Below are 26,874 nucleotides of genomic sequence, written 5' to 3' on the forward strand. Positions count from 1 at the left end.
GGGTTGCGGCACGGACCGGGGGCTCCGTCCCGGCCGTCTACCATGGTCAGGCCTCGGTCCGCGCGGTCCGCCGTAGCCCGGCGTTCGACGCGGAGGTGAGCCTGGTGAAAGCCGTCGTCTACGAGAAGCCCTTCAGTGTCACGGTCAGGGACGTCGACGATCCGCGGATACAGCACCCGAACGACGTGCTGGTACGGGTCACGTCGACGGCCATCTGCGGATCGGACCTGCACATGTACGAGGGGCGTACGGCCGCCGAGGCGGGCATCGTCTTCGGACACGAGAACCTCGGCATCGTCGAGGAGGTCGGCTCCGGCGTGACCTCGCTGTCCGAGGGCGACCGGGTGGTCATGCCCTTCAACGTCGCCTGCGGCTTCTGCAAGAACTGTCTGGCCGGCAAGACCGGCTTCTGCCTCACGGTGAATCCCGGCTTCGCCGGCGGCGCCTACGGCTATGTGGCCATGGGCCCCTACAAGGGCGGCCAGGCCGAGCTCCTGCGCGTACCGTTCGCCGACTTCAACTGCCTGAAGCTGCCGCCGGGCAACGAGTTCGAGACCGACTTCGTACTGCTCGCCGACATCTTCCCGACCGGCTATCACGGCTGTGAGCTGGCCCGGGTCTCCCCGGGCGAGAGCGTCGCCGTCTTCGGAGCCGGCCCGGTCGGGCTGATGGCCGCGTACTCCGCGCTGCTGCGGGGTGCGTCCAAGGTGTTCTCGGTCGACCGCGTGCCCGAGCGGCTCGCCAAGGCCGAGCAGATCGGAGCGATACCGATCGACTTCACCAAGGGCGACCCGGCCGAGCAGATCAAGGAACAGACCAGAGGCGAGGGCACGGACAAGGGCGTCGACGCCGTCGGCTACCAGGCCCAGGCGCACGACGCGAGCCACGAGGAACCCGCCGTCGTCCTGAACACCCTCGTCGAGACGGTACGGCCGACCGGCATGCTCGGCGTACCGGGCCTGTACGTCCCGTCCGACCCGGGCGGACCCGACGAGCACGCCAAGCACGGTCAGCTGCTGGTGTCCATCGGCCGGATGTTCGAGAAGGGGCAGCAGATGGGCACCGGTCAGTGCAACGTCAAGCAGTACAACCGCCAGTTGCGTGACCTGATCATCGCGGGGCGGGCCCAGCCCAGCTTCGTGGTCTCCCACGAACTGCCACTGGAGGAGGCGCCGGCCGCCTACGAGAAGTTCGACCAGCGGATCGAGGGCTACACCAAGGTCGTCCTGCACCCCGGGCACGCGCTCGCGGCGTAGCAACGGCGACGGCACAGCGCGGCGGGCCGGTCAGGGCAGCCGGGAGCCGTCCCCTCCTGAGGCGGCTTCCTCGGCGGAAGCCGGGGTGAGGGCGGCGATCCACTCGGCGGGCCAGGGAGCGCTCTCCCGGTCCGCCCGCTGCGGCACGTGGACGACCGTGTAGCGGCCGGACGCGGCGAGTTGCCGTGGACGGCCGTCGAGCTCCTCGCCCCACACCTCGAACCCGAACGTCATCGAGGAGGTGCCGACGCGCTCGACGGTCAGGACCGTCGTCACCTCCTGCTGGAACCAGAGCGGAGCGGTGAAGTCGACCTCGTAGCGCACCCTCGGCGCGGCACCGAAGTAGCCGACGACACCACGCTCGCGCATCAGCGCGGCCTCGGCCGCCTCGACGAAACGCACCACCGCCGCGTTGTGGTAGTGCCCGGAGGCGTCGGTGTCCGACCACTCGACCCGGCACCGGTGGACGGCACGGACCCCTTCAGGCTCGGCACCCGCTGGAGCCAGCTCCCGATGTGTCGTATTTTTCACGGTCGTCAATTGTAGTCAACATGTCGTGGGTCGGCGCAAGCCCCGCGTGCTGCGCGGTCAACGGGTCCGAACGGCGTCCCCGCAGGCCCGGTACCGGCCGATCGCCCGCCGCAGCACGGCCGGGTCGAAGTCCGGGACGGCCTCGGCCTGCGCATGGCTCAGGATGTGCTCGGCGACCGTGCGCAGCTTGGTGTTGGTGCGCTGGGAGACGTCACGCAGGACCCGCCAGGCCTCCTCCGGCGGGATCCGGCCGTAGGCCACGACGACGCCGATGGCCTGGTCGATGACCGCGTGCGAGGTGACGGCCTGCTGCAGCTGGGCGGTCTCGGCCACGAGCCGTTCGTGCTCGGCGGCCAGTTCGGTGGCCGAGAGCAAGCGCAACGGCTCCGTGCGGGAGATCGCGAAGAAGGCCATGAATCGCCTCGTCTGGGGTGGGAACCGGGGTCAGCCTTACAGCTTCCCCCGGACCCCAGCCGTACGCGACCGGAATCGCGCCTCTATCCGCGACGCCCCGCCGGAGCGTTCCGGTCCTCCCCGGTCGCCGGCGTGGCATCGCCGTCCGCCTGGCCCGGGATCGCCGCCGGTTCCGCCCGGTCGGCGTGACCCGGCCACCAGGCCGCGTGGCCGATCAGCGCCGTGAGGCTCGGGGTGAAGAACATCGCCATGACGAAGGCGGCCACCGCGATGCCGAAGGAGACCGCGAAACCCATCTCCGTGAGCAGCGCGTTGCCCGCCAGCATCATCGTGGCGAAGGTCGCCGCGAGGATGAAGCCGGCCGCGGCCACCGTCGGCCCGGCGTGCCGCAGCGCCATGCCGGCCGCCTCGCGCGGCTCCCGGCCCTCGCGGGCCTCCTCACGGAGCCGGGCGATCATGAGGATGTTGTAGTCCGTGCCGATGGCGACCACGAAGAGATACATGATCACCGGCAGCATGAACATCAGACCCGGCTTGTTCTGCGCCTCCTGGAAGATCCAGACCGTGGCGCCGAGCGTCGCGCCGAAGCCGAGCCCGACCGAGGCGATCAGGTACCAGGGAGCGACCACGCTGCGCAGCAGCAGCCCCAGGATCACCATGATCAGCAGGGCGGCGACGGGGAACACCGTCCGGTAGTCGTGGTTGACCGCGGAGTCGATGTCCTTGTAGATCGAGGACATACCGCCGACGAGCGCCTCGGTCCCCTCGGGAGCGGCGGCGTGCGCGACGTCACGCACCCGGCCCACGGCGTCTATGGCCTTGTCGGTGGACGCCTCGTACTTGAGGGTGACCGTGAAGTCCGCCGTGGTACCGGCCTTGTTGACCTGCGCCATCCGGGCGCTCGCGACACCGTCCACGGCCCCGAGCTTCCGCGCGTACGCGTCGAAGGAGGACGTGTCCAGCGGCTTGCCGTCGCTGCTGGAGAGGTAGACGTCGGTGGGCGCGGCGGCACCGGCGGAGTACGCGTTCTGCATCCGGTCCTGGACGACCATGGACTCCTTGGTCTTGGGCATTGAGCCCGAGGCCAGGTCGAACGTGGCGTGGAAGCCCAGCGTGCCCAGCGACAGCACGACCAGGACCAGTCCGGAGACCGCCGCGGTCAGCCCCGGGCGGCGCTGCACACCACGGCCCAGGGCCGCGAAACGGGCGTTCGCCGGCTCCTGCTGCCAGGACTTGGACGGCCAGAACACCTTCGGCCCGATGAGCGAGACCACGGCCGGGATCAGCGTCAGCCCCGCGATCAGGGTGACGGAGACCGCGATGGCCAGCGCCGGGCCCATCTGTTTCAGGAAGCCCAGCGTGGAGAGCACCAGCGCGAGGAAGGCGATGATGACCGCGCCGGCCGCCGAGGCGATCGCCTCACCGACCCGCCCGACCGCGTTGACCATGGCCTCCTTGGGTTCGTCACCCGCGCGCAGGCGTTCGCGGTACCGGAACATCAGGAACAGGAAGTAGTCCGTGCCCACGCCGAACAGCACGACGATCAGGATCGAGGACACGGAACTGTTGGCCTGCAGGCCGAACAGTTTGGTGGCGTACGCGATCAGCCCGTTGGCGATGGCGGACACCACGCCGATGACCACCAGGGGCAGGAAGGCCAGGATCGGCGCCCGGAAGATGATCAGCAGGGTCACCAGGATGATCACGAAGGTGCCGATGCCGATCAGCGCCTCGCCGCGTTTGGACGAGTCCTGCTGGTCGAGGGCCTGCGCGGCCGAACCGCCCAGCCTGACCTCCAGGTTCGTGCCCTTGGCCAGTTGCTTGACGTCGTCGCGCAACACCTTGGCCGCGTCCGCCTGCACGGGCTGACCGGCGTTCTTGCTGTCCATCTGCACCAGGATCAGGTCGTACCTGCCGTCCTTCGACGGCTGGCCGGGGACGACCTTCTGGACCTGGTCGATGTGCTTGCCGCCCAGTTCGGTGGCGAACCGGGCGACGTCCTTCTTGTCCTCGGCGGTGAGCTTGCCGCCGTCGGTGCGCTGGTACAGCGCGATCGCGGACGGGGTGAAGGCGCTGGGGAACGCCTTCGCCTGGAGATCGGCTGCTTTGATGGACTCGTAACTCTTGGGCAGGAAGCTGCTCTCGTCGCTGTTCGAGGGCAGGCTCGGGGCGGTGGCGACGATCGCCACCGCCGCGATCAGCCATGCCACGATCGTCCAGACTGGATGTCGGACGACGGCACTGCCAATTCGTCGGAACATGCGGAAGGTCCTCCTGGGTAGGAAGATCACCGCAGCCCGGGGAGCGGACCCTGGCATCGGCGACCCCGACCGGCACGCATCCGACGAGCCGGCCGCTTGGTTGTCTTGACGCCATATGTTAGGGATCAGCTGTGAAGATCGGTCCAATGGGTTTTTCGTGGCGCGTGTAACTGCGCCTTTCCGGACTGCGCCTTTCCCGGCGCCCGCAGGCGGCCCTGTCATCTGTACGGCGGCGGTCCGGTCCGCGACCATCGAAGAAGTGATCGCCGCACCGTCGCCCGTCACCGAAAGGCCGAACCATGCCGACGATCGGTCAATGGCAGCTGCGGGCCGCGTTCGCGGCGCGGCTGTCGCGGATGTACGGGCAGGAGGTGCCCGCCTACACGACGTTGGTGGACGTCTCCCGCGAGGTCAACGAGGACGTGCTGCGCGCCCGCGGGGCCGACGCCGAACGCCTCGGCTCCATCGGCAGGGTCACCGCCGAGCGGCACGGCGCCATCCGCGTCGGCACCCCCCGCGAACTGCAGCAGGTCGCCCGCGTCTTCGGCGCCCTCGGCATGCACCCGGTCGGCTTCTACGATTTGCGGGAGGCCGCGGCCAGCGCCGTCCCCGTCGTCTCCACCGCCTTCCGGCCGGTCGACGGCGAGGAACTCGCCCGCAACCCCTTCCGGGTGTTCACCTCCCTCCTCACCCCGGCCGACCCCCGCTTCTTCGACGCGGACCTGCGCGCCCGCCTGGAGTCCTTCCTCGCCGCCCGCGAACTCTTCCGGCCGGAGCTGCTCACGCTGGCCGACCGCGCCGCGGCCGACCGCGGGCTGCCGGCGGACGATGCCGAGCGCTTTCTCCGACTGGCCGTGCGGGCCTTCGAGTTGTCGACGGAACCGGTGGACCGTGCCTGGTACCGGACCCTGGAGCGGGTCTCCGCCGTGGCCGCCGACATCGGCGGCGTCCGCAGCACCCACGTCAACCACCTCACCCCGCGCGTCCTGGACATCGACGAGCTGTACCGCCGGATGACCGACCGCGGCATCGAGATGATCGACACCATCCAGGGGCCGCCGGCCTGGAAGGGCCCCGACGTCCTGCTCCGCCAGACCTCCTTCCGCGCCCTGGCCGAACCCCGCGCGATGCGCACCGAGGACGGCACCGTCGTCAGCGGCGCCCTGCGGGTGCGCTTCGGCGAGGTCGAGGCCCGCGGCATCGCCCTCACCCGGGCGGGGCGAGCGCTGTACGACGAACTCCTCGGCCTCGTCGACGAGCAGGCGGCCCAGCACCCCACGGCGGCGCGCGGCGACATCGCACGCGCCGTCTGGGAGCGGCACCTGCCCGGCAGCGAGGAGGAACTGGCGGCCCAGGGACTGGCGTACTTCACCTACCGGGTCGCCGACGACCGGCCGCTCGACGGCCGGACACCCCCCACCGGTGTCGCCGAACTGGTACGGCAGGGCTGGGTACGCGCCGAACCGATCGTCTACGAGGACTTCCTGCCCCGCTCCGCCGCCGGCATCTTCCAGTCCAACCTCAGCGGCGAGGGCACCCGCGACAACGACCTGCAGGGCACCGCCTACGATGCCGACCGGCTCTCCGGCGCCATCGGCCGGGAGGTCCTCGACCCCTTCGCCCTCTACGAGCAGCAGCAGAACCGCTCCCTGGCCCGAGCCGCCCGGGCCCTCGGCCTCACCGACTCCGTCCGCTGACCCCCCACTCCCTGGCGGACCAGGGTGACCGGCTGCCCTGCGTCACGGCAGCGGCTCGCCGAACTCCCCGGTCACCGTGTCGTCCTGGCCGCCGCCGGTCGCCTCGGCCGTTCCCTCGGGCAGCAGGAAGGCGGTGAGCGCGGCCGTGTCGTCCTGCAACTGGTCGTGGCTGTAGTCCAGCAGGTCCTGATGGAGCCGATCCAGCAGTTCCGGGGGCGGCATCGGCCCCCACGAACGCAGCCGCTGGAGCAGCGGGTAGAAGGAGCCGGCCGGATCCCGGGTCTCCGTGACCCCGTCCGTGTAGAGCAGCAACTGGTCGCCGGGGCCGAAGGGGTAGGTTTCGACGCGGTAGGGATCCCCGACGAGCATCCCGAGGTTCAGCGGCGGACCGGGCTGCCCCCGGTCCAGCTCGGTCACCTCGCCGGGGCGGATGAGCAGCGGCGGCGGATGGCCGCAGTTGAGGACGCGTACGATCCTCTCGTTCCCGGGGATCTCGGCGAAGACGGCGGTGACGAACCGTTCACCGAGTTCGGTGCCGCCCAGCCGGTCGGCCCGGCGGGTCATGCTGATGTCCACCCGCTCCACCAGCGCACGCAGGTCGGGTTCGTCGTGCGCGGCCTCCCGGAACGCGCCCAGCATCGCCGCCGCGGTCTCCACCGCGAGCAGCCCCTTGCCGCGCACGTCCCCGATGAGCAGCCGTACCCCGTACGCGGTGGGGACCGCCTCGAAGAGGTCGCCGCCGATGCGCGCCTCCGCGGCGGCGGACAGGTAGAAGCTCTCCAGCAGCAGGTCCCCGATCCGGTGCGGGACCGGTCTGAGCAGGACGCGTTGCGCGGTCTCGGCCACGAACCGGACGTCGGCCAGGGTGCGTTCCCGGCGGGTCCGGTGCGCCGCCAGAATCGTGCCCAGGGCGCCCACCAGGGCCGTACACGCGTAGGCGGCCACATAGTGCCGTTCCCAGAGGTAGCCGACGGTGCGTCCGGCACAGCATGCGGTTCCGGCCAGTAAGAGTTCGAGGGCGATGGCGAAGGCGGTGGCGACGGCGACGACGACGGGCGGGTGTGCGAAGGCGGTCACCAGGGGCAGGGCGATCAGGACGAAACTCACCGGCCACTCCACCGGGGTGACCGGTTCGATCAGCAGTACGGCGGCCACGTACAGGACCGGCAGCCAGCGCATCCACGCGGGGGGCGCGGGCAGTGGTGGGTTGGGACCGTCGTGCCTCACCCGGGACTCCTGGCATACGAATCTAGACAAGACACCCAGCCTCCCGGGCCGTCGCCCGGCGCGCCGGTGATTGCTCCACCCAGCGGCATGTTCCGGTGTGCGGAACAGAAGCATTCGAGCCACGCGTCGAAACATTCGGTAATCAGAGTGCCCGACAATGGATCTTATGATGCTCGTCCTTCGGTGCCTATGATCTCCGATTCGTCCGATGGCTGTGTGAGCTGGGAAAACAATTCATCGAGCCCTCCGAAGGTTTCGAAATAATTACCGAAACCGTTGACAGGTGGCATGGGCAGACCAAAACTCCCACCAGGCCACACCCGCACAGGCCCTACGAGGAGGCATCCCATGAACCCGCTCGACCACGCCCTGAGCCGCAGGAGCGCCGGCGCCCTGCTGCTGGGCGCCGCCGCCGGACTGGCCCTGCCCGGCACCGCCCGGGCCGCCACGGTCGTCACCACGAACCAGACCGGCACCAACAACGGCTACTACTACTCGTTCTGGACCGACGCGCAGGGCACGGTCTCCATGACCCTCGGCTCCGGCGGCAACTACAGCACCAGCTGGCGCAACACCGGCAACTTCGTCTGCGGCAAGGGCTGGAGCACCGGCGCCCGCCGGAACGTGACCTACTCGGGCAGCTTCAGCCCCTCCGGCAACGGCTACCTGTCCCTCTACGGCTGGACCTCGAACCCGCTCGTCGAGTACTACATCGTCGACAACTGGGGCACCTACCGGCCCACCGGAACGTACAAGGGCAGCGTCACCAGCGACGGCGGCACCTACGACATCTACCTGACGACGCGGTACAACGCCCCGTCCGTCGAGGGCACCAAGACCTTCAACCAGTACTGGAGCGTCCGGCAGTCCAAGCGGACCGGCGGCACCATCACCACCGGCAACCACTTCGACGCCTGGGCCAGGGCCGGCATGTCCCTCGGCAGCTTCAGCTACTACCAGATCCTCGCGACGGAGGGCTATCAGAGCAGCGGCAGCGCGAACATCACGGTGGCCTGATGAGTGCCACCGCGGACCGCTCCTTACGTCCCCTGGTCGCGACCGCCGCCGCGGTCGCGCTGGCCGCCGCGGGCTCCCTCGCCGTCGGCGCCGCCCCGGCCCACTCCGCCACCTGCGCCGGCTACGTCGGCCTCACCTTCGACGACGGGCCGTCCAGCGCCCACACCCCGGGCCTGCTCAGCGCCCTGAAGGCGAACGGGCTGCGGGCCACCATGTTCAACGAGGGCCAGTACGCGGCCGCCTATCCGGCCCAGGTCAAGGCCCAGGTCAGCGCAGGTATGTGGGTCGGCAACCACAGCTACACCCACCCGCACCTGACCCAGGAGACGCAGGCGCAGATCGACTCGGAGATCTCCCGCACCCAGACGGCCATCGCGGCCGCCGGCGGCGGGACACCGGTCCTGTTCCGGCCGCCGTACGGCGAGACCAACGCCACCGTGCGGGCGGTCGAGGCCAAGTACGGGCTCACCGAGATCATCTGGGACGTCGACTCGCAGGACTGGAACGGCGCGAGCACCGACGCGATCGTGCAGGCCGTCTCCCGGCTCACCGGCGGCCAGATCATCCTCATGCACGAGTGGCCGGCCAACACCCTGGCCGCGATCCCGCGCATCGCACAGACCCTCGCGGCCAAGGGGCTGTGCTCCGGGCGCATCTCCCCGCAGACCGGACGCGCGGTCGCGCCCTGAGACAGCGGTGACAAGGATGGCGCGGCGGCCCGTCAACCGCCGCGCCACTCTCACGACTTCGGATGAACGTGAATCGCCCGCCCGGCTCACGTGGATAGGTTCGCCACCGTGGACTACTACGACCTGGGCAGTCACGGCCGGCGCGTGACGACTTCGTCCGCCGCAGCACAGACCTGGTTCGACCGGGGCCTGAACTGGACCTACGCCTTCAACCACGAGGAGGCCGTCCGCTGTTTCGAGGCGGCCGGCGCGGCGGACCAGGACTGTGCCATGGCCGACTGGGGCGTCGCCTACGCCCTTGGCCCCAACTACAACAAACCCTGGGAGTTCTTCGACCGGGACGACCTGGCACGCACCGTGGAGCGGACGCACACCGCCGTGGAACGCGCCCACGCCAAGGCCGCGCACGCGACTCCCGTCGAACGCGCCCTGATCGAGGCCCTGCGCGCCCGGTACCCGCAGGCCGCGGCCCCGGACGCGGCGGCCTGCTCGGTGTGGAACACCGCCTACGCCGACAGCCTGCGCACCGCGTACGAACTGGCGCCCGACGACCTCGACGTGGCGACCCTCTACGCGGACGCCCTGATGAACCTCACCCCCTGGCAGCTCTGGGACATCCGCAGCGGCCGACCCGCCGACGGGGCCCGCACGGAGGAAGCCAAGGCGGTCCTGGAGCGGGCCCTCGGGACCGCGGCCGGCGCCGGCCACCCGGGGCTGCTGCACCTCTACATCCACCTGATGGAGATGTCGCCCACGCCCGAGGCCGCCCTGCCGGTCGCCGACCGGCTGCGCGACCTCGTGCCCGACGCCGGGCACCTCCAGCACATGCCCTCGCACCTGGAAGTGCTCTGCGGCGACTACCGGCGCGTCGTCTCGGACAACGCCGCGGCCGTCGCCGCCGACGAGAAGTACCACACCCGGGCCGGCGCGATGAACTTCTACACCCTCTACCGCTGCCACAACCTGCACTTCGGGATCTACGGCGCGATGTTCCTGGGCCGCCTCCAGGACGCGCTCGCCACGGCCGATCGGCTCGAAGCCGCCGTACCGGAAGAGCTGCTGCGGGTGCAGAGCCCGCCGATGGCCGACTGGCTGGAGGGCTTCCTGGCGATGCGGGTGCACGTGCTGATCCGCTTCGGCCGCTGGGACGACATCCTGCGCCTGCCGCTGCCCGCCGACCCCCTGCTGTACTGCGTGACCACCGCGATGCTGCACTACGCGCGCGGTGTCGCGCACGCGTCGACCGGCCGGACCCGCGAAGCCGAGGCCGACCGGGCCCGCTTCCGGGACGCGGCCGCCGCGGTCCCGGAGAGCCGCATGCTGTTCAACAACACCTGCGTCGACATCCTGGCGATCGCCTCGGCTATGCTCGAAGGCGAACTCGCCTACCGCAAGGGCGACTTCGGCACGGCCTTCGCCGAGCTGCGCCGGTCGATCGACCTGGACGACCACCTCCCGTACGACGAACCGTGGGGCTGGATGCAGCCCACCCGGCACGCCTACGGCGCCCTGCTCCTCGAACGCGGCCGGATCGCCGAGGCCGAGGCGGTCTACCGCGCCGACCTCGGCCTGGACGACACGCTGCCCCGGCCGTTGCAGCATCCGGGGAACGTGTGGGCGTTGCACGGCTTCCACGAGTGCCTCCGGCGGCTCGGCCGGGAGGGTGAGGCGCGGATCGTGGGCCAGCAGCTGAGGCTGGCGGCGGCTGTGGCGGACGTGCCGATCACGGCGTCGTGCTTCTGCCGGACAGAGTGCTGTGCCTCGGATTGAGCGGTGCGATGCGCCGTCGTGTGTCCGCGGCGCCGCGGGGGCTGGTCGCGCAGTTCCCCGCGCCCCTATGGGGCGCTGAATTCGGGACGCTGAATTCGGGACGCTTCACAGGGCTCGCGCCACCAGCAGTGCCACGTCGTCGTGGTCGTCGGGATGGCGGAGGCCGTGCAGGAGAAGGTCGCAGGTTTCTTCCAGGGGACGGTGGGGCTCGTCGAGGAAGCCGAGGAGGACGTCGAGGCGGTCGTCGATGGGGTGGCGGCGGGTCTCGACCAGGCCGTCGGTGTACAGGACCAGCAGGTCACCCGGGTCGAAGGTGACGGTCGTGGTCTCGAAGGGAATGCCGCCGACCCCGAGCGGGGCGGCCGTCGGCAGCTGCAGCAGGGCCGGCGGCCGGTCGGAGTGCACCAACGCGGGCGGCATGTGACCCGCGTTGGCGATCTCGCAGCTCCTGGTGCGCGGGTCGTACACCGCGTACAGACAGGTCACGATGTAGTGCTCCAGATCGCAGGTGATCCGGTCGAGGTGCCGGAGCACCGCGTCCGGCGGCAGCTCCAGGTCCGCGTAGGCGCAGGTGGCGGTGCGCAGCCGGCCCATGGTGGCGGCCGCGTCGATGCCGTTGCCCATCACGTCGCCGACGACCAGCGCGGTCCGGTCGCCCGACAGCGGGATCACGTCGTACCAGTCGCCGCCCACCTCGCTCGTCGCCTGGGCCGGTTCGTAGCGGGAGGCCAGTTCCAGGCCGGTGTGCTCGGGCGGGTGGTCGGGCAGGAGGCTGCGCTGGAGGGTGAGGGCGGTGTTGCGGACGCTCTGGAACCAGCGGGCATTGTCGATGGCCACGGCCGCCCGCCCGGCCAGTTCGGTGGCGAGGACGACGTCGTCCTCGTCGAAGGGGAGCGGATTGCGGGTCCGCTTGAGGTCGAGTGCGCCGAGCACCTCACCGTGCGCGATCAGCGGCACCGCGAGATACGAGTGCACGCCCGCCTCCTCCAGCAGGGCGCCGGCCTCCGGGTTGCGGGCGATGCGCGGCAGGTCGCGCTTGCCGACCCGCGGGACCAGCACCGGGCGGGCGGTGTGCACGCACAGCGTGACCAGCCGGTCGCCGTCGTAGGAGGCGAGGTCACCGGGCGTGTCGGCGGCCTGCAGGGCGATCGTGGGATGGGCGGCCTTGAGGGCGAGGGCGCGGAACAGCTCCGGGCCGTTGTCGGGGCGGCGCGAGCGGCGCAGGGCCAGCGCCGCGTCCAGGACGTCCACCGCGACCACGTCCGCCAGCACCGGGGTGGCGATCTCGGCCAGCTCGTGCGCCGTGCGTTCCACCTCCAGCGAGGTGCCCACCCGGGCCGAGGCGTCGGCGATCAGGGCGAGACGGCGCCGGGCCCGGTCGGCCTCGGCGGCCGCGCGGTGCCGTTCGGTCACGTCGACCACCGAGATCGCGGCGCCCAGGACCCGGCCACCGGGGTCCTCGAGCCGGTAGAACGACAGCGACCAGGCGTGCTCCTGCTCCGGATCGGCCGGCGGACGGCCCACGTGGTACTGGTCGAGCAGCGGCGTGCCCGTGGTGAGCACCTGGCGCAGCGCCGACTCCACGGTGTCGATGTCGGGCAGCGGCAGCGTCTCCCGCAGATGGCGGCCGATGTGCTCCTCGGCGGGGACGCCGTCGATCCGCTCCAGCGCCGGGTTCACCAGGAGATAGCGCAGATCGGGGTCGAGCAGGGCCAGGCCGATCGGGGACTGGCTGATCAGGCGCTCGCACAGCGCCAGGTCGGTCTCCAGCCGCTGGAGCAGCGTGTGGTCGGCGACGATCCCGAGGGCGTAGACGTCGCCGAGGTCGTCCAGCAGCCGCATGGTGCGGAACTCCATCAGCCGGCTGCCGCCGTCCTTGTGCCGGACCGGGAAGGCGCCGGCCCAGCTGTGCCCGGTCTCCAGCACGTCCATGAAGACCTTCACCGCGGCCTTCAGATGCTCCGGCTGAACGAGCAGCCGCGCCGCGTTCTTGCAGAGGGCCTCCTCGGACGTGTAGCCGAAGAGCTCCTCGGCCTGCGGGGTCCAGAACACGATCCGGCCCTGCGAGTCCAGCGCCACCGCGGCCACGCTCAGCACGTCCAGCAGACCGGTCGGACGCGGTAGGCCGGAGCCGTACTCCTCACCGCCGCTGCCGTCGGCGTCACCGGACCGCAGGGAACCCACAGCCATCCCTCAACCACCTCCACCGGCCGCCGGGCCGATGCCGATGCCGCTGCTACGGCCCTTCCATGCTGCCCCCGGCCCGCGGCTCGCCCCAACTCCAGGCCGAGTACCCGATCCGCGCCCGGCCTCACGCACCGTGTCCGGCCGTCCGTCCCGGCCTCGTCGGAGCCCTGCGCATCGGGTGGACAAGCAGGAACATCGGGGAACGTACAGGATGTAGTCAATGGATTCTCCGCGAGAAGATTGCGACGTGCCGACCACCCTGCGGCCGCACGACCTCCTGGACGCCTCCAGTGACGCTGCGGCGGTGCTGTCGGCCGAGGGCGACGTGATCGGCTGGACCCGTGGCGCCGAGACCCTCCTCGGCCGTCCGGCCGCCGCGGTGCTGGGCCGCCCCGCGGCGCGGCTGCTCGCCATGCGCGTCGACCCGGCCCGTGCCGCCGGTGTCGCCGAGCGCTGCCGCTCCGGTATGGGATGGAGCGGCCTCGTCGCGGTACGCCACCTCGACGGCCACAGTGTCGTCGTCGACCTGAGGGTCTCCGCGTCCTTCCGGATCGACGGCGCCGAGTGCTTCCTGGTCTCGGCGCGGGAGCAGCGCCCGCAGTGGACGGTGGGCCAGTCCGTCCTCGACGGGTTCCTCACCCGGTCACCCATCGGCATGGCCGTGATGGACCTGGACCTGCGGTACGTCTGGCTGAACGACACCCTGGAGCAGTTCGGCGGGGTCCCCCGCGAGCAGCGCCTGGGCCGGCGGCTGAGCGAACTGCTGCCCGGCCTGCAGGGAAGCACCCTCGAAGGCCTGATGCGCAAGGTGCTGGCGACCCGGGAGCCGGTCACCGACTACGAGTACCTCGGCTGGAGCTGGTCCGATCCGCACCGCCAGCGCGCCTACTCGACGTCGTTCTTCCCTCTCGTCGACCCCGACGACTCCGTGACCGGCGTCTGCTACCTGGTCTCCGACGTCACCGAACGCTGGAACACCCGGCAGCTCCTGTCGCTGGTCAACGAGGCCGGCACCCGTATCGGCACCACGCTCGACGTGCTGCGCACCGCCCAGGAACTCGCCGACTTCGCCGTCCCCCGCTTCGCCGACTTCGTCATCGTCGACCTTCTGGAACCGGTCCTCAGCACCGAGGGGCACGGCACCTGGCTGACCGACGCGGGTCCGGCGCCCGTCCGGCCGGTGATGCGGCGTGCCGCGCTGAGGAGCGTCCGCGAGGGCAGTCCGGAGGCCGTGGCGCGGATCGGCGACCCGGTCGACTTCCTGCCCCCGCCGCACGGCGTGGACCTGCTCGTCAGCGGCGAGCCGGTCCTCATCCCCGAACTCGACCCCGAGGACCATCTGTGGGTCACCCACCAGCCCGCGCGCACGGCCCGCATCCGGGAGTTCGGACTGCACACCCTGATCTCGGTCCCGATGCGGGCGCGCAACACCGTCCTGGGCCTCACCACGTTCGCCCGCTCGCTCAACCCGCTCTCCTTCGCACCCGACGACGTCCTGCTCGCCCAGGAACTGGTCGCGCGCGCCGCCGTCTGCGTCGACAACGCCCGCCGCTACACCAGGGAGCACACGGCGGCCGTCACCCTCCAACGCAGCCTGCTGCCCCAGGTCCTGACCGGCGGCACGGCCCTTGAGGTGGCCTCCTCCTACCTGCCGGCCGACGCGACGGACGGCGTCGGCGGCGACTGGTTCGACGTGATCCCGCTGTCCGGCGCCCGGGTCGGCCTCGTCGTCGGCGACGTGGTCGGCCACGGCCTCACCGCGGCGGCGAGCATGGGCCGGCTGCGCACCGCAGTGCAGACCCTCGCCGACATGGACATGCCCCCCGACGAACTCCTGGCCCACCTCGACGACCTCGTGCTGCGGCTGGGGGACGAGGAGAACGCGGGCGCGGTGGTGGAAGGCAGCGCGGACACGTTCCTCGGTGCGACCTGCCTGTACGCCGTCTACGACCCGGTGACCCGGCGGTGCGCGATGGCCCGGGCCGGACACCCGCCGCCGGTCGTCGTGTCACCCGACGGGCACGTCCACTTCCCCGAGATCCCCGCCGGACCGCCGCTCGGGCTCGGCGGCATGGCCTTCGAGGCCACCGAGATCGAACTCGCCGAGGGCAGCCTGTTCGGCCTCTACACCGACGGCCTCATCGAGGGCGCCGACCAGGACGTCGAACTGGGCATGGCCCGTCTGCGCGGCGCGCTGGCCAGCCCCGGCGCCGACCTGGACACGCTGTGCACGTCGGCCGTGCAGCAGCTGGTCCCCGTTCCCCAGCCCGACGACATCGCCCTGCTGCTGGCCCGCACCCATGCCCTGGGCGCCGGCCATGTCGTCTCCTGGGACGTGCCCGTCGACCCGGCCGCCGTCGCCGACGTCCGTGCCGAGGCGGTCCGCCAAGTGGCCGCATGGGGCTATGACGAACTGGCGACGACCACCGAACTCATCGTCAGCGAACTGGTCACCAACGCCATCCGCTACGCCGAACCGCCCATCCGGCTACGGCTGTTGCGCGACTCCAGGCTGACCTGCGAGGTCGCCGACGCCAGCAGCACCGCGCCCCGCCTGCGGCACGCCCGCAGCACCGACGAGGGCGGTCGCGGCCTCTTCCTGGTGGCCCAGCTCGCCCATCGCTGGGGCGCCCGCTACACCGGAGAGGGCAAGATCATCTGGGCCGAGCAGGAGATCCCCGGGGCGTGACCGGGACGCATCCGGACCGTCCCCGTACCCTGTCGAATTCGCACGTATGGCCGTACGCTGTCAATTCATAAGGATTCGGCAGCAATTGGGGGAGCCGCCATGTCCGGGGACGCGTACGGTCCGCACCAGGAACTGCCGCACCAGGAACCACCGAATCAGGGACCACCGCCCAACGGTTTCCCGAACCAGGGTTTCCCCGGCCAGGCCGCCCCGGGCCCGGGTCACCCGAATCCCGGCCCCTTCGTGCCGCCCATGCCGTCGGCTCCGCCGGCCGCCCCGCCGGACGCCCTGCGCGCCACCGCCGTCGCCCTGCTAAACCTGAGCGGCCTCGGCCTCGGCTATCTGCTCCTGCGAAGATGGATCCCGCTGGCCGCGTGCCTGGCGGCCACCGTCGTCCTGCTGCTCGTGGCCCTGCCCGCGGACGCCGACGGCGTGCCCGGAACCGCACTCGTCCTGTACGCCGTTCTCCTCCTGCTGGCCGCCGTCCACGGCTGGTTCGCCGGTCTGCGCACCCGCCTGGCCTGGCCCGGGCAGCGGCCCGTCGCGCTCGTCCTGGGCATCGTCCTGCTCGCCGTCCCGGTGGGCGGCGCGCTCTGGTACGACAGCGCGCACAAGGAAGCCGTCGAACGCGCCCTCCTCGACCGTCTCGACCGCGCCGACCGGCAGGTCACCGCGGCCTCCGGGGAGGACTTCGCCACCGCCAAGTCCGGCTACCGGGACGCCCTGGCCGTCTACCGCGACCTCGCCGTCCACCACTCCGGCTCCCGCGCCGCCGCCCAGGTCCCCGACCGCCTGCGGACCTACTACACGACGGTCGCGACGGCCTACAGCCACCGCGACTACTGCTCGGCCGTCGAACCGCTCCAATTCCTGCGGACGGTGCCCGACTCCATGCCCAAGGACCAGCTCGGCACGCTCGCCCACTGGCCCGACGACCGGCTGGCCACCTCGCTGTACGAGTGCGGGGCGCAGGGCCTCGCCGGCGGCGGGACCGACTGGGTCACCCGGTTCGGCGACCTGCTGAGCACCTTCCCCGACTCCGGTCAGGCCGCCAAGGTCGTACCCGCCGTGGACGCCGCGGAGAAGAAGGCGGCGAAGGCGGTCTCGGGGAACGATCCCTGCGGCGCCGTCAAGCAGTTGGGCACTCTGAACACGCAGATCGTCCAGCTGTCGAACGGGTCGAGCGCCCAGGCCGGCGGTCTGGGCAAGGTCGCCGGCCGGGCCGCCCGCAGCGGTGACGCGGGGGAGTACCAGTGCGGCGTCAAGCAGTACAAGGACGGTGACTACGAGCAGGCACAGCAGACCATGCAGCAGTTCGTCACCGACAACCCGCACGACAGGAACCGCGACCGCGCCCGCAAGATAGCCATCGGCGCCGAGGTCGCCCAGACCCTCCCGGCGGCCGGCAAGAAGCTGCCCACCACCGCCTCCGGCGGCGGCATCTCCGTGACCGTCAAGAACGACAGCCCCGACGACATCACCGTCCTGTACACGGGCCCGGTCACCGGCAGCTTCACCCTGAAGGCCTGCGGGAGTTGCAAGGCGTACTCGTTCGCCAGCTCGCTCATCAGCGGCTGGGAGCCGTGCAGCGACAGCGGCAAGAACTACCCGCAGCGCACGATCAGTCTCCCGCCCGGCACCACCTACTTCGTGCACAAGCCGAAGAACGACAGCACCGCCACCCCGGGCTCCGACACCGCCAAGCTGCGCTACGGCTACATCTACACGGAGTGCGCCTACACGACCCAGACGCTGGGGTCCAGTTACTGAGCAGAGTGAGAGGCTGTCGGACCGGCCAACTAAGCTCCCGCGCATGAACGACGAGGGCAGGGACGACCCCGCGAGACGGGTCGTCGACGGGCGGTTCGAGCTGGCGGCACGGCTCGGTGGCGGCGGCATGGGCACGGTGTGGCGGGCCACCGACCTGGTGCTGCGGCGCAGCGTGGCCGTGAAGGAGGTACGGCCGGCGGACCCCGGGCTCGCCGAGTGGGACCCGGAGGCCGCGCGGCTGCTGCGGGAACGGGTGCTGCGGGAGGCCCGCGCACTGGCCCGGGTCGACCACCCCAACGTGGTGACCATCCATCACATCGTCGACGGCGGCCCGGGGACCTACCCGTGGATCGTCATGGAACTCGTGACCGGCGGCTCGCTGGCCGACCGCCTCGCCGCCGGCCCCATGAACCCGGTCGAGGCCGCACGCATCGGCCGCGAGGTACTGGCCGCGCTCCGAGCCGCCCACGAGGCGGGCATCGAACACCGCGACGTGAAACCGGCCAACGTCCTGCTGCGCCCCGACGGCCGTCCCGTGCTCACGGACTTCGGCATCGCCGCCGTCCGTGAGGCCACCGCCCTCACCGCCACCGGGTCGGTCATCGGCACACCGGACTACATGGCGCCGGAACGCGTCTCCGGAAAGGACGGCGGGCCGGCCGCGGACCTGTGGTCGCTCGCGATGATGCTGTACGTCGCCGTCGAGGGCCACCATCCGCTGCGCCGCGGCACGACCCTCGCCACGCTCGCCGCGGTCCTCGCCGAGGACGTCCCGCCGCCGGTCCAGGCCGGACCCCTGACGGACGTCCTCACCCGCGTCCTCGTCCGCGACCCGGCGGCCCGCCCCGACGCCGCCGCACTGGACCGGATGCTGGCCCGCGCCGCCCGGCAGACCGAGTCCGCCACGTCCTTCCCCCTGCAACCTCCGGCCGCGCCACCGCAGAGCGCGTCGCCGCAGGATGCGCCACCGCAGAGCGCGTCGCAACAGGACACGGCGCCCACGTCCGCCGGGCCCGCCCCGCGCCGCCGCCGGACGCTGCTCCTCCTGCCCACGGCCGCCGTGGCCGTCGCCGGAGTGCTGGCGTGGACGCTGCTGCCGGGCACGGGCGACGACGCCTCCGGGTCCCCGGGCTCGGGCACCACGGCGCCCACGACCTCGACCTCGGCCGGGAGCACCGCCTCACCCACGGGCACGCGGCAGACCGCCACAACCGACCTGCTGACCCCGCAGGGCATCCGCACCGCCGTCGCGGCCTTCGAGAAGGAGACCGGCCGGGACCGCTTCGGCAAGCTCACGGTGTACCCGGACTACGTCATCGCCTACCTGATGGTGAAGGGCAGCGACTCCGCGTACGACAGCTACACCTACCGCCCCGGCCAGGGCGTGCAGAAGGACATCATCTCGGGCAGCCTGTCCGGCGACGGGACGCCGATCCGCCTCGACGGCTTCGACTGGGACAAGGTCCCCTCGCTGCTGGCCCAGGCCACGAAGCAGCTCAAGGTCCCCCACCCGACCAGCCGCTACCTGCTCGTCGTCCTGCCGGGCAACGCCTTCGGCGACCCCGCCGGGATGTCCGTCTACCTCAGCAACAAGTACGGCCAGACCGGCTACTTCCAGACGGACAGCAAGGGCAAGGTCGTCAAGGTGATGCCGTACGACGGCTGAGCGAGCTCAGCTGCCGGGAGCGGTCGTCGAACCCGACGGGGACCACTGCGCGGTGTCGATCGGCGACGAGCCGCTCGGTTTCGCGTCCAGCCGCTCCCTCCGGCGCCCGCGCCGGGCCTCCGGAGCTCCTTGTCCAGCGACGCCTCTTCGGAAGACCCCCGTCGGTTGTGCGGCCCCGGTGAAGGAGAGCGGACTGCTCACCCCGTGAGGGTCCGCACCGGCGTCCCGGCCTGCCAGGCCGCGATGTCCTCGACCGCGTCCCGGTAGAACACCTCGTACAGGTCCCGGCTGACATAGCCGATGTGGGGGGTCACCACGGCGTTCGGCAGGGAGCGCAGCGGGTGGCCGGACGGCAGGGGTTCGTGGTCGAAGACGTCCAGCGCCGCCGAGGCGACACTTCCCTCGGTGAGTGCCCTGATCAGCGCCGCCTCGTCCACCACGGGACCGCGTGAGGTGTTCACCAGGATCGCCGTCGGCTTCATGAGGCCCAGCTCGCGTGCCCCGACGAGACCCCGGGTGCGCTCGCTGAGCACGACGTGCACGCTCAGCACGTCGGAGCGCTCGAACAACTCGTCCCGTGCCACGTAGGTCACCCCCTTCGCCTGCGCGTCCGCGGGCGTCAGGTGCTGGCTCCAGGCGATGCACCGCATGCCGAAGACGCGCCCCACCTCCGTCACCGCCGTCCCCAGCCGGCCGAGGCCCAGCACCCCCAGCGTGGCACCCCGCAGACTCGTCCCCAGGCCCTCCTGCCAACCGCCCCGCCGCACCGAATCCACCTGCTGCGGGATCAGCCGCGCCGCGGACAGGATGAGCCCCCAGGTGAGTTCGGCCGTCGGGTACGAGAAGTACCCGGTCCCGCAGACCGTGATCCCCAGCCGGCGTGCGGCGTCCACGTCGATCGCGGCGTTCACCGGCCCGGTGGTCACCAGCAACCTCAGGCGCGGCAGCTTGCCCAGGGTCGACGCGGGGAAAGGAGTCCGCTCGCGCATGGCCACGACCACCTCGTAGTCGGCGAGCGCGGCCACGGCCTCACCTTCGCCGTCGAAGGCATCGGAAAAGACGTGCACGTCGGCGCGGAGCGAATCCCAGTCCGCCAGGCCCAGCGCCACGCCCTGATAGTCGTCCAGGATCGCGATCCTCATCCGCATTCCTCTCGCTCTCGGCCCCGATCTTCAGGGTGTCACCCGAGCGGCGCCGGAGGCATCACGTGCGGCACGTGGCCCGCGGGGCAGGCCGCGCCGAGCCGCGGAGCCGGCGCGTCAGCCGACGTCCCAGCAGCAGGTGCCGGGCACTGAGCGGACCGTCGAGCCGCGTCAGCGGCCCGCCGTCCCGCAGACCGCCGAGGTCCAGGGCGGCGGACGCCCACGGCCAGGTGCCGTTCAGACGTAGTGGAGGTCGCTCAGGTCGATGCTGACCATGACGTGGTCGTGGTCGGGCCGTCCGTCCGGCCGGCGCAGATACGCGCGCCGTCTGGTGGGGAACTTGATCCCGTCCGCTTCCCGGATGTCGTGGACGTACTGCGCGGCCGCGAAGCCTCCGGCGATGTCGACGTGGTAGTCATGGCGCCTGAGCAGGCGGTCGTCCCCGAAGTAGAAGTCCTGGACCGTGCTGTGGCTGGCGACGTCCTCGGGAAAGGTGACCCGCAGACAGCGCCATCGCTCGGTCGGCGACTCGTCCCAGGGTTCGGCCTCGGTCACGCGCATGCCGCGCATCACGGTGAAGAACGGCGTGGTCAGATACGTCCACAGGGCGTACCCGTTGAAGTAGGCGCGGTCCAGCGGATCCCAGGGGGTCTCCAGGGTGTGTCCGGTGAACGCCTCGCGGGGGTCGAGGCGTTCGGCCACGACCGTGCCGTCCGCGCGTTCGATCGCGATGCGGCCGGGGGTGAAGTCCGAACGCTGGTCGGCAGCCCCGAAGGGCCGCACCGAAGCGTGTTCCCTGTGCAGACTGACGGTCATCAGCCGCGGCTGGAGATCCTGGGGCAGGCCCTTGGCCGCGAAGAGCTCTCCGTCGCTGACGATCGTGGCGGTCACGGTCGTCAGCCGCTCCCACCGATCGGTGCCGCCGTGGGCCTCGAGAACCTCTGAGAGCAGGTCGGTCATGTCTCCTCCAGCGATGCCGAACCGCGAGCGGGACGGACGGGCGGGCCTCTCGCCTCCTCCGGTGGCCCGGGCCTGCGCCGCGGCCCCCAGGGGCAGGGGGTGAGCGGGCGCTCCGCCAGGGAGGCACCGTGAGAAGCCGTCACCACCACGGTCCGGCACCCGGTGCCCCACGGCATCCCGGGCAGCCCGGGGCCACGACCGTCCTGATCCCGTGCGCCACCGTGCCCTGCCGGATCCGGTCAAGGGACCCGAGGTGACCGCTGTGGTTGCATGTCGGTGTGTTGCCCAGCACGCCCTCGGGCTGCGCGAGCCTCATCGCCTGCTCGATCCCCGCCCGCACACGGACGCCCGGCCGGGAAGGCGGCCCGCGGGCCGCTGACGGGAACCAGCGAGGAAGCGCGGAACCCGCTCGGTGGACTCAGTCCGCGGACGAGGTGTCGTACGGCGGTGCCGTTCCCCTGGTCCGTGCCGGGTGTGCGCCCCGCAGCAGCCAGGGGCGTGCCCGCCGGTTCAGCCGTGGCTGGATCACCCAGGTGAGAAGGGCAGGCAGGGACAGGCGGCCGCCCGAGTGGTCATGAAACGCTTCCACTTGGGCGGGACGTCCCACCCCTGGAGGGTGAACCAGGGCGCCAGGTCGGCGCTGCGGCTCCGCCGCGGATCCGAGATGCGGTTGCCGCGCCGGAGCAGCTCGTTCCGCGCCTCCGACCGCTCCCAGGCGCCGAGGTGCTCGGCGGAGTCGAAGCGGTAGACGAGGTGGTGCAGCCCCTGGCTGCCGTGGAGCCGTACGGCACCGAGGTGGCCGGCGAAACCGGCGGCGGCCCGGTCGACGTCGTCGGCTCAGCGCGCGGACTCCTCCTCCTTGCTCGCGGCGACCACCCGGGTCACGACGAACGGTCACCGCCCGGTCGGTGCCTGTCGGGCCGGGGCGCATGGCGGCCTCCTTCCACCCTCGCGACTGTGACGCCGTCCGCCCGAGTACCCCAGGGCCCGGCACGGACACGGTGGCCACACGTTGCGCCCGCACTTGGTCTGCACCATTGACATGTACGCGCACCGGGCCTTCAATGCGGCTCACCCGCATATGTATCCGACGGTCACGTATGAGGAAGGCCCCCGCATGATCACCCCCCACCCGCACCTCGCCTGGCCCCGTACCCTGTTGAGACTGTTCGCCCTGGTCGCCGTCGTGCTCGGCATCCAGGCCGGTCCCGCCCACGACGCCCACGCCGCCACCACGGTCAACGTGATCGCCTTCTACGACGGCACGTACGACGCGGCACACATCAGCTTCGACCACGAGGCCAACAGCTGGTTCCCGCAGGCCGGCGCGCAGAACGGCTTCACCTACACCGCGACCACGGACTGGAGCCGGCTCAACGCCTCGAACCTGGCCGGCTACCAGGTCGTCATGTTCCTCGACGACTATCCCCACACCGCGTCCCAGCAGGCCGCCTTCCAGACCTACATGGCGAACGGCGGCGGGTTCATCGGCTTCCACGTCTCGGCGTACAACGACGACACCAGCGACTGGCCCTGGTACCACAACACCTTCCTCGGCACCGGCACCTTCAAGAGCAACTCCTGGGGACCCACCCAGGAGACCCTGCAGATCGACGACCCCTCGCACCCGGCGACCGCAAACCTCCCGTCCACCATCACGTCCTCGGTGAGCGAGTGGTACAGCTGGCAGAACGACCTGCGGCAGAACCCGGCCATCGACATCCTCGCCTCGATGGCCCCGTCCACCTTCCCGATCGGCACCGACCCCAACCAGACCTGGTACAGCGGCTATTACCCGATCGTCTGGTCCAACCGCAGCTACAAGATGGTCTACAACAACTTCGGCCACAACGCGATGGACTACTCGACCAACACCACGCTGTCGTCGACGTTCGCGAGCGCCCAGCAGAACCAGCTCCTGCTCCAGGAGATCAGGTGGGCGGCGGGCCAGTCCGGTCCGGTCACCCCGCCCACGAGCACCACGGGCCCGATCCACGGGTACGGCGGCAAGTGCGTGGACGTCGCGGGCGCCGCCACCGCCAACGGCACCGCCGTACAGCTCTACGACTGCAACGGCACCAGCGCCCAGAACTGGACGGTCGGCAGCGCCGGCACCCTCAGCGCCCTCGGCAAGTGCATGGACGTGACCGGCGCCGGTACCGCCGACGGCAGCAAGGTGCAGCTGTACGACTGCAACGCAACGGGCTCACAGGTCTGGCGGGCGGGTTCGAACGGCTCCCTGGTCAACCCGCAGTCGCGCAAGTGCCTCGACGCCACCGGCCCGAGCTCGGCCAACGGCACCCGGCTCCAGATCTGGTCCTGTTCGGGAGCCGCCAACCAGAACTGGACCCTCCCGTCCTGAACCCCAGGGGGCATGCCGTCGCACATCACACGGCATGCCCGCCCGGGCTCAGTTCGGAGCCTTCCCGACGAGTGCCTCGGCAGGGACCCGCTCCGCCTCCGGCAGCTCTGCGACCTTCGTGAGCACCTCGCTCACCGCGTCCGCCGCCCTGCCCGCGCGCATGCCGCGCCGGGCCGCCGCCTTCAGCTCCCGCGCGCTCCTTCATCGCGCCGCGCTCCTCGTCCGTGAACCCGTCGTACCTCCCGTCGGCAACGGCGGTACCGGTGGCGGACGTCTCCGTGCGCATCATGCCGGGGTTCCTCTCCGGCGGGACCTGATGAGTACTCCATGCCAGAGATCCGCCGCACCCGGGGGCTTCTCCAGAACTGACCGGTCAGGCGTCAGCGTCGTTCACCTTAGGTTGCAGGTCCAAGGGCATCTCCGCAGGCGGCACGTCGGTATACGGTCCGAAGCACTTGCCCCGGCAGAAGTGGCTCACGTCAACGGAGATTCCGGCCGAACCCGCCGCGCAGGCGCCGCGCGGACGGCAGCCGGGACCGACCTGACGCGGCTCCCGCTGTCGGCACGGCGGCAGAGCCGCGGTGCACCCGTCGATCGGGAGACGACAGGTCACCCAGCTCCGCCCCCGTACGTCGCCCTGTCACTCCACTGCTCCGAGGTGCCCTGTGGCCTTGCCTTCTCCTGCCTCGCCCCCGTCGTCCGAGCCGCCCGACACCGGCACCCGGCACATCACGGCCACCATCGTGCTGGCCTGCCTCGGGGTGTTCGTCTCGTACCTGCCGGTCGTCGGTGTCTCCGTCGCCCTGCCGGTCGTGCAACAGGCCCTCGACGCCTCCACCGAGGGCTTCCAGTGGATCACCGACGCCTTCATCCTGCCGACCGCGGCGCTCCTCCTGACCTGCGGCATGGTGGGTGACCTGTACGGCCGCAAGAAGACCTACCTCGCCGGTCTGGCGCTGTTCTGCCTCGGCTGCGTGGTCTGCCTGACCGCCGGCAGCGTCGTCCACGCGCCCCGCAGGCGGCACCGGAGGCGGCGGCGCACCCCGCCGGGGCCGCGAGCTGACGTCCTCACGTACAGCGGAGAGCGGCCGGCCACCGGACGGTGGCCGGCCGCTCTCCACCGGTCGACAGCCTTTAACGCGCGAGCAGTTCGAGCGTGTCGATCACCCGGTTCGAGAAGCCCCACTCGTTGTCGTACCAGGCGACCACCTTGACGTGGCGGCCGTCGACGCGGGTCAGGGCGGAGTCGAAGATCGACGAGGCTGGGTTGCCCGTGATGTCCGACGACACCAGCGGGTCCTCCGAGTACTCGAGGACGCCCGCGAGCGGCCCCTCGGCCGCCGCGCGGTACGCGGCCAGCACGTCGTCGCGCGTCACGTCACGGGAGACGGTCGTGTTGAGCTCGACGATAGATCCCACCGGCACCGGCACCCGGATCGAGTCGCCCGACAGCTTCCCGTCGAGGTTCGGCAGCACCAGACCGATCGCCTTGGCGGCGCCCGTCGTGGTCGGCACGATGTTGACACCGGCGGCCCGGGCGCGCCGCGGGTCGCGGTGCGGGCCGTCCTGCAGGTTCTGCTCCTGCGTGTAGGCGTGCACCGTGGTCATGAACCCGTGCTCGATACCGGCGAGTTCGTCGAGGACGGCGGCCAGCGGCGCGAGCGCGTTCGTCGTGCAGGAGGCGTTGGAGACGATCGTGTGCAGCTCCGCGTCGTACGCGTCGGTGTTCACGCCGTACGCCAGCGTGACGTCGGCACCGTCCGACGGCGCGCTGACCAGCACCTTCCGGGCGCCCGCGTCGAGGTGGGCGCGGGCGGCCTTCGCGGAGGTGAAGCGGCCCGTCGACTCCAGCACGATGTCCACGCCGAGTTCGGCCCACGGCAGCTGCGCCGGCTCGCGCTCGGCGAGGACCTTGATGCGGCGGCCGTCGACGACGAGGACGTCCCCGTCGACGCTCACCGGGCGCCCGAGGCGGCCGGCCGTCGAGTCGAAGGCGAGCAGCCGCGCGAGGGCGGCCGGCTCCGTGAGGTCGTTGACGGCGACGATCTCCAGGCTGCTGTCCCGCTCCAGCAGGGCGCGCAGCACGTTGCGTCCGATGCGGCCGAATCCGTTGACGGCGATACGAGTCATAAGTGGTGTCCCTTCGCTACGCCACCAGGTTCGCGGCCCGCCCGCGGCCGGGACAGAGGCGAGATCGCCATGGTTCGAAAGGATCCCGCCAGCATCACCCGGGCAGCGCTACTCGCCCTTGGTGAAGGTGCGCCGGTAGTCGCTCGGTGTCGTACCGAGGATCCGCTGGAAGTGCAGCCGCAGGTTCGCCCCGGTGCCGAGGCCCACGTCGTCGGCGATCTGCTCGACGCTCCGCTCCGACCGTTCGAGGAGCTCCCGGGCCAGGTCGATCCGGGCGCGCATCACCCACTGCATCGGCGTGTACCCGGTGTCCTCCACGAACCGCCGCGAGAAGGTCCGCGCCGACACCCCCGCGTGCCGGGCGAGCACGTCGAGGGTGAGCGGTTGTCCGAGCCGGTGCAGCGCCCACTCGCGGGTCGCGGCGAACCGCTCTCCCAGCGGCTCGGGCACGCTGCGCGGCACGTACTGCGCCTGGCCGCCGCTGCGGTACGGGGCCGCCACCAGCCGCCGGGCCGCGTGGTTGGAGGCGGCGACGCCCAGGTCGCCGCGGAGGATGTGCAGGCACAGGTCGATCCCCGAGGCCGCGCCGGCCGACGTCAGCACGCTGCCCTCGTCGACGAACAGTACGTTCTCGTCCACCTTGACCAGCGGATGCTTCTCGGCGAGGGCCCGCGTGTAGTGCCAGTGCGTGGTGGCGCGCCTGCCGTCGAGCAGGCCGGTCGCGGCGAGCGCGAAGGCCCCCGTCGAGATGGCGGCCAGCCGCGCGCCCCGCCGGTGCGCGCCGAGCAGTGCGTCGACGACGGCCGGCGGCGGGTCGTCCCGGTCCGGGAACCGGTACCCGGGCACGAACACGATCTCCGCCCACTCCAGCGCGTCCAGGCCGTCGGCGACGTGGTACGACAGCCCGTCGCCGCCGGTGACCAGACCGGGCGCCGCGCCGCACACCCGTACCTCGTACGGCATGCTCGCCCGGGTCGTGAACACCTGTGCCGGGATGCCGACGTCGAGGGGTTTGGCCCCCTCCAGCACAAGGACGGCGACGCGATGCAGACGGACGGCAGGCACATCGAACAGGGTACGAGGACCCGGCCCGCCCCCGATGCGGC

Annotated in this window: 19 protein-coding genes and 1 pseudogene; 10 read left to right on the forward strand and 10 right to left on the reverse strand. The window is 71.4% G+C overall.

What is annotated here, in order from left to right:
- Positions 1 to 104 precede the first annotated feature (104 nt).
- Positions 105 to 1,256: a glutathione-independent formaldehyde dehydrogenase gene (locus ACFY0P_RS08105; RefSeq protein WP_388908564.1), complete on the forward strand. Its 1,152-nt coding sequence runs from the start codon at positions 105 to 107 to the stop codon at positions 1,254 to 1,256.
- Between the two features lie 30 nt (positions 1,257 to 1,286).
- Here the strand turns inward: ACFY0P_RS08105 and ACFY0P_RS08110 are convergent, their stop codons facing one another.
- From ACFY0P_RS08110 to ACFY0P_RS08120, 3 genes are all read right to left on the reverse strand, one after another.
- Positions 1,287 to 1,787: an acyl-CoA thioesterase gene (locus ACFY0P_RS08110; protein WP_388908565.1), complete on the reverse strand. Its 501-nt coding sequence runs from the start codon at positions 1,785 to 1,787 to the stop codon at positions 1,287 to 1,289.
- 57 nt (positions 1,788 to 1,844) lie between these two features.
- On the reverse strand, positions 1,845 to 2,201 hold the full coding sequence (locus ACFY0P_RS08115) for an ANTAR domain-containing protein (protein WP_388908567.1): 357 nt from the start codon (positions 2,199 to 2,201) through the stop codon (positions 1,845 to 1,847).
- A gap of 83 nt (positions 2,202 to 2,284) precedes the next feature.
- Complete coding sequence (locus ACFY0P_RS08120) at positions 2,285 to 4,462, reverse strand: MMPL family transporter (RefSeq protein ID WP_388908569.1); 2,178 nt, start codon at positions 4,460 to 4,462, stop codon at positions 2,285 to 2,287.
- A gap of 299 nt (positions 4,463 to 4,761) precedes the next feature.
- On the opposite strand from ACFY0P_RS08120, the gene ACFY0P_RS08125 reads away from it, so the two are divergent.
- On the forward strand, positions 4,762 to 6,159 hold the full coding sequence (locus ACFY0P_RS08125; protein WP_388908571.1) for a 2-oxoadipate dioxygenase/decarboxylase family protein: 1,398 nt from the start codon (positions 4,762 to 4,764) through the stop codon (positions 6,157 to 6,159).
- A gap of 42 nt (positions 6,160 to 6,201) precedes the next feature.
- Here the strand turns inward: ACFY0P_RS08125 and ACFY0P_RS08130 are convergent, their stop codons facing one another.
- Positions 6,202 to 7,338 carry a PP2C family protein-serine/threonine phosphatase gene (locus tag ACFY0P_RS08130; protein WP_388908860.1) on the reverse strand — a complete coding sequence of 379 codons (1,137 nt, stop codon included), beginning with the start codon at positions 7,336 to 7,338 and terminating at the stop codon, positions 6,202 to 6,204.
- 396 nt (positions 7,339 to 7,734) lie between these two features.
- On the opposite strand from ACFY0P_RS08130, the gene ACFY0P_RS08135 reads away from it, so the two are divergent.
- The 3 genes and pseudogenes from ACFY0P_RS08135 (at position 7,735) to ACFY0P_RS08145 (ending at position 10,862) form a co-directional block, all read left to right on the forward strand.
- A complete protein-coding gene (locus tag ACFY0P_RS08135) occupies positions 7,735 to 8,403 on the forward strand; it encodes a glycoside hydrolase family 11 protein (protein ID WP_388908573.1) in 669 nt (222 codons plus the stop codon).
- Positions 8,403 to 9,089: pseudogene (locus tag ACFY0P_RS08140) on the forward strand (polysaccharide deacetylase family protein); the annotation flags it as partial. The gene ACFY0P_RS08135 and the pseudogene ACFY0P_RS08140, both read left to right, overlap by 1 nt.
- Positions 9,090 to 9,200: 111 nt before the next feature.
- Complete coding sequence (locus ACFY0P_RS08145) at positions 9,201 to 10,862, forward strand: hypothetical protein (RefSeq protein WP_388908575.1); 1,662 nt, start codon at positions 9,201 to 9,203, stop codon at positions 10,860 to 10,862.
- A gap of 105 nt (positions 10,863 to 10,967) precedes the next feature.
- Here ACFY0P_RS08145 and ACFY0P_RS08150 read toward each other — a convergent pair whose 3' ends face one another.
- Entirely contained in the window at positions 10,968 to 13,052 is a 2,085-nt protein-coding gene (locus ACFY0P_RS08150) for a SpoIIE family protein phosphatase (RefSeq protein ID WP_388908577.1), read from the reverse strand.
- A gap of 217 nt (positions 13,053 to 13,269) precedes the next feature.
- On the opposite strand from ACFY0P_RS08150, the gene ACFY0P_RS08155 reads away from it, so the two are divergent.
- The 3 genes from ACFY0P_RS08155 to ACFY0P_RS08165 all read left to right on the forward strand — a co-directional run bounded on the left by ACFY0P_RS08155 (position 13,270) and on the right by ACFY0P_RS08165 (position 19,174).
- The gene (locus tag ACFY0P_RS08155; protein ID WP_388908579.1) at positions 13,270 to 15,738 is read left to right on the forward strand and encodes a SpoIIE family protein phosphatase; all 2,469 of its coding nucleotides are present in this window, start codon (positions 13,270 to 13,272) and stop codon (positions 15,736 to 15,738) included.
- A 252-nt stretch (positions 15,739 to 15,990) separates the two neighbouring features.
- Positions 15,991 to 17,508: a hypothetical protein gene (locus tag ACFY0P_RS08160; RefSeq protein WP_388908862.1), complete on the forward strand. Its 1,518-nt coding sequence runs from the start codon at positions 15,991 to 15,993 to the stop codon at positions 17,506 to 17,508.
- 43 nt (positions 17,509 to 17,551) lie between these two features.
- Positions 17,552 to 19,174, forward strand: a complete 1,623-nt coding sequence (locus ACFY0P_RS08165) for a serine/threonine-protein kinase (protein ID WP_388908581.1) — start codon at positions 17,552 to 17,554, stop codon at positions 19,172 to 19,174.
- Positions 19,175 to 19,371: 197 nt separating this feature from the next.
- On the opposite strand, the gene ACFY0P_RS08170 is transcribed toward ACFY0P_RS08165, so the two are convergent.
- Together ACFY0P_RS08170 and ACFY0P_RS08175 are read right to left on the reverse strand one after the other, a co-directional pair.
- On the reverse strand, positions 19,372 to 20,316 hold the full coding sequence (locus tag ACFY0P_RS08170) for a D-2-hydroxyacid dehydrogenase family protein (RefSeq protein WP_388908583.1): 945 nt from the start codon (positions 20,314 to 20,316) through the stop codon (positions 19,372 to 19,374).
- A gap of 237 nt (positions 20,317 to 20,553) precedes the next feature.
- A complete protein-coding gene (locus tag ACFY0P_RS08175; protein WP_388908585.1) occupies positions 20,554 to 21,276 on the reverse strand; it encodes a hypothetical protein in 723 nt (240 codons plus the stop codon).
- Between the two features lie 1,117 nt (positions 21,277 to 22,393).
- Between ACFY0P_RS08175 and ACFY0P_RS08180 the strand changes: the two genes are divergently transcribed.
- A complete protein-coding gene (locus tag ACFY0P_RS08180; protein WP_388908587.1) occupies positions 22,394 to 23,638 on the forward strand; it encodes a ThuA domain-containing protein in 1,245 nt (414 codons plus the stop codon).
- A 640-nt stretch (positions 23,639 to 24,278) separates the two neighbouring features.
- On the opposite strand, the gene ACFY0P_RS08185 is transcribed toward ACFY0P_RS08180, so the two are convergent.
- A complete protein-coding gene (locus ACFY0P_RS08185) occupies positions 24,279 to 24,545 on the reverse strand; it encodes a hypothetical protein (protein WP_388908881.1) in 267 nt (88 codons plus the stop codon).
- On the opposite strand from ACFY0P_RS08185, the gene ACFY0P_RS08190 reads away from it, so the two are divergent.
- Positions 24,451 to 24,852: an MFS transporter gene (locus ACFY0P_RS08190; protein WP_388908864.1), complete on the forward strand. Its 402-nt coding sequence runs from the start codon at positions 24,451 to 24,453 to the stop codon at positions 24,850 to 24,852. The two genes, ACFY0P_RS08185 and ACFY0P_RS08190, sit on opposite strands and share 95 nt — an antisense overlap.
- On the opposite strand, the gene gap is transcribed toward ACFY0P_RS08190, so the two are convergent.
- Both gap and ACFY0P_RS08200 read right to left on the reverse strand, forming a co-directional pair.
- On the reverse strand, positions 24,773 to 25,768 hold the full coding sequence (gene gap, locus ACFY0P_RS08195) for a type I glyceraldehyde-3-phosphate dehydrogenase (RefSeq protein WP_388908589.1): 996 nt from the start codon (positions 25,766 to 25,768) through the stop codon (positions 24,773 to 24,775). The two genes, ACFY0P_RS08190 and gap, sit on opposite strands and share 80 nt — an antisense overlap.
- Before the next feature lie 108 nt (positions 25,769 to 25,876).
- Positions 25,877 to 26,833, reverse strand: a complete 957-nt coding sequence (locus ACFY0P_RS08200; RefSeq protein WP_388908591.1) for a GlxA family transcriptional regulator — start codon at positions 26,831 to 26,833, stop codon at positions 25,877 to 25,879.
- Between the last annotated feature and the right edge of the window lie 41 nt (positions 26,834 to 26,874).

It is taken from the genome of Streptomyces sp. NPDC001714, assembly GCF_042892755.1.
GTDB lineage: Bacteria > Actinomycetota > Actinomycetes > Streptomycetales > Streptomycetaceae > Streptomyces.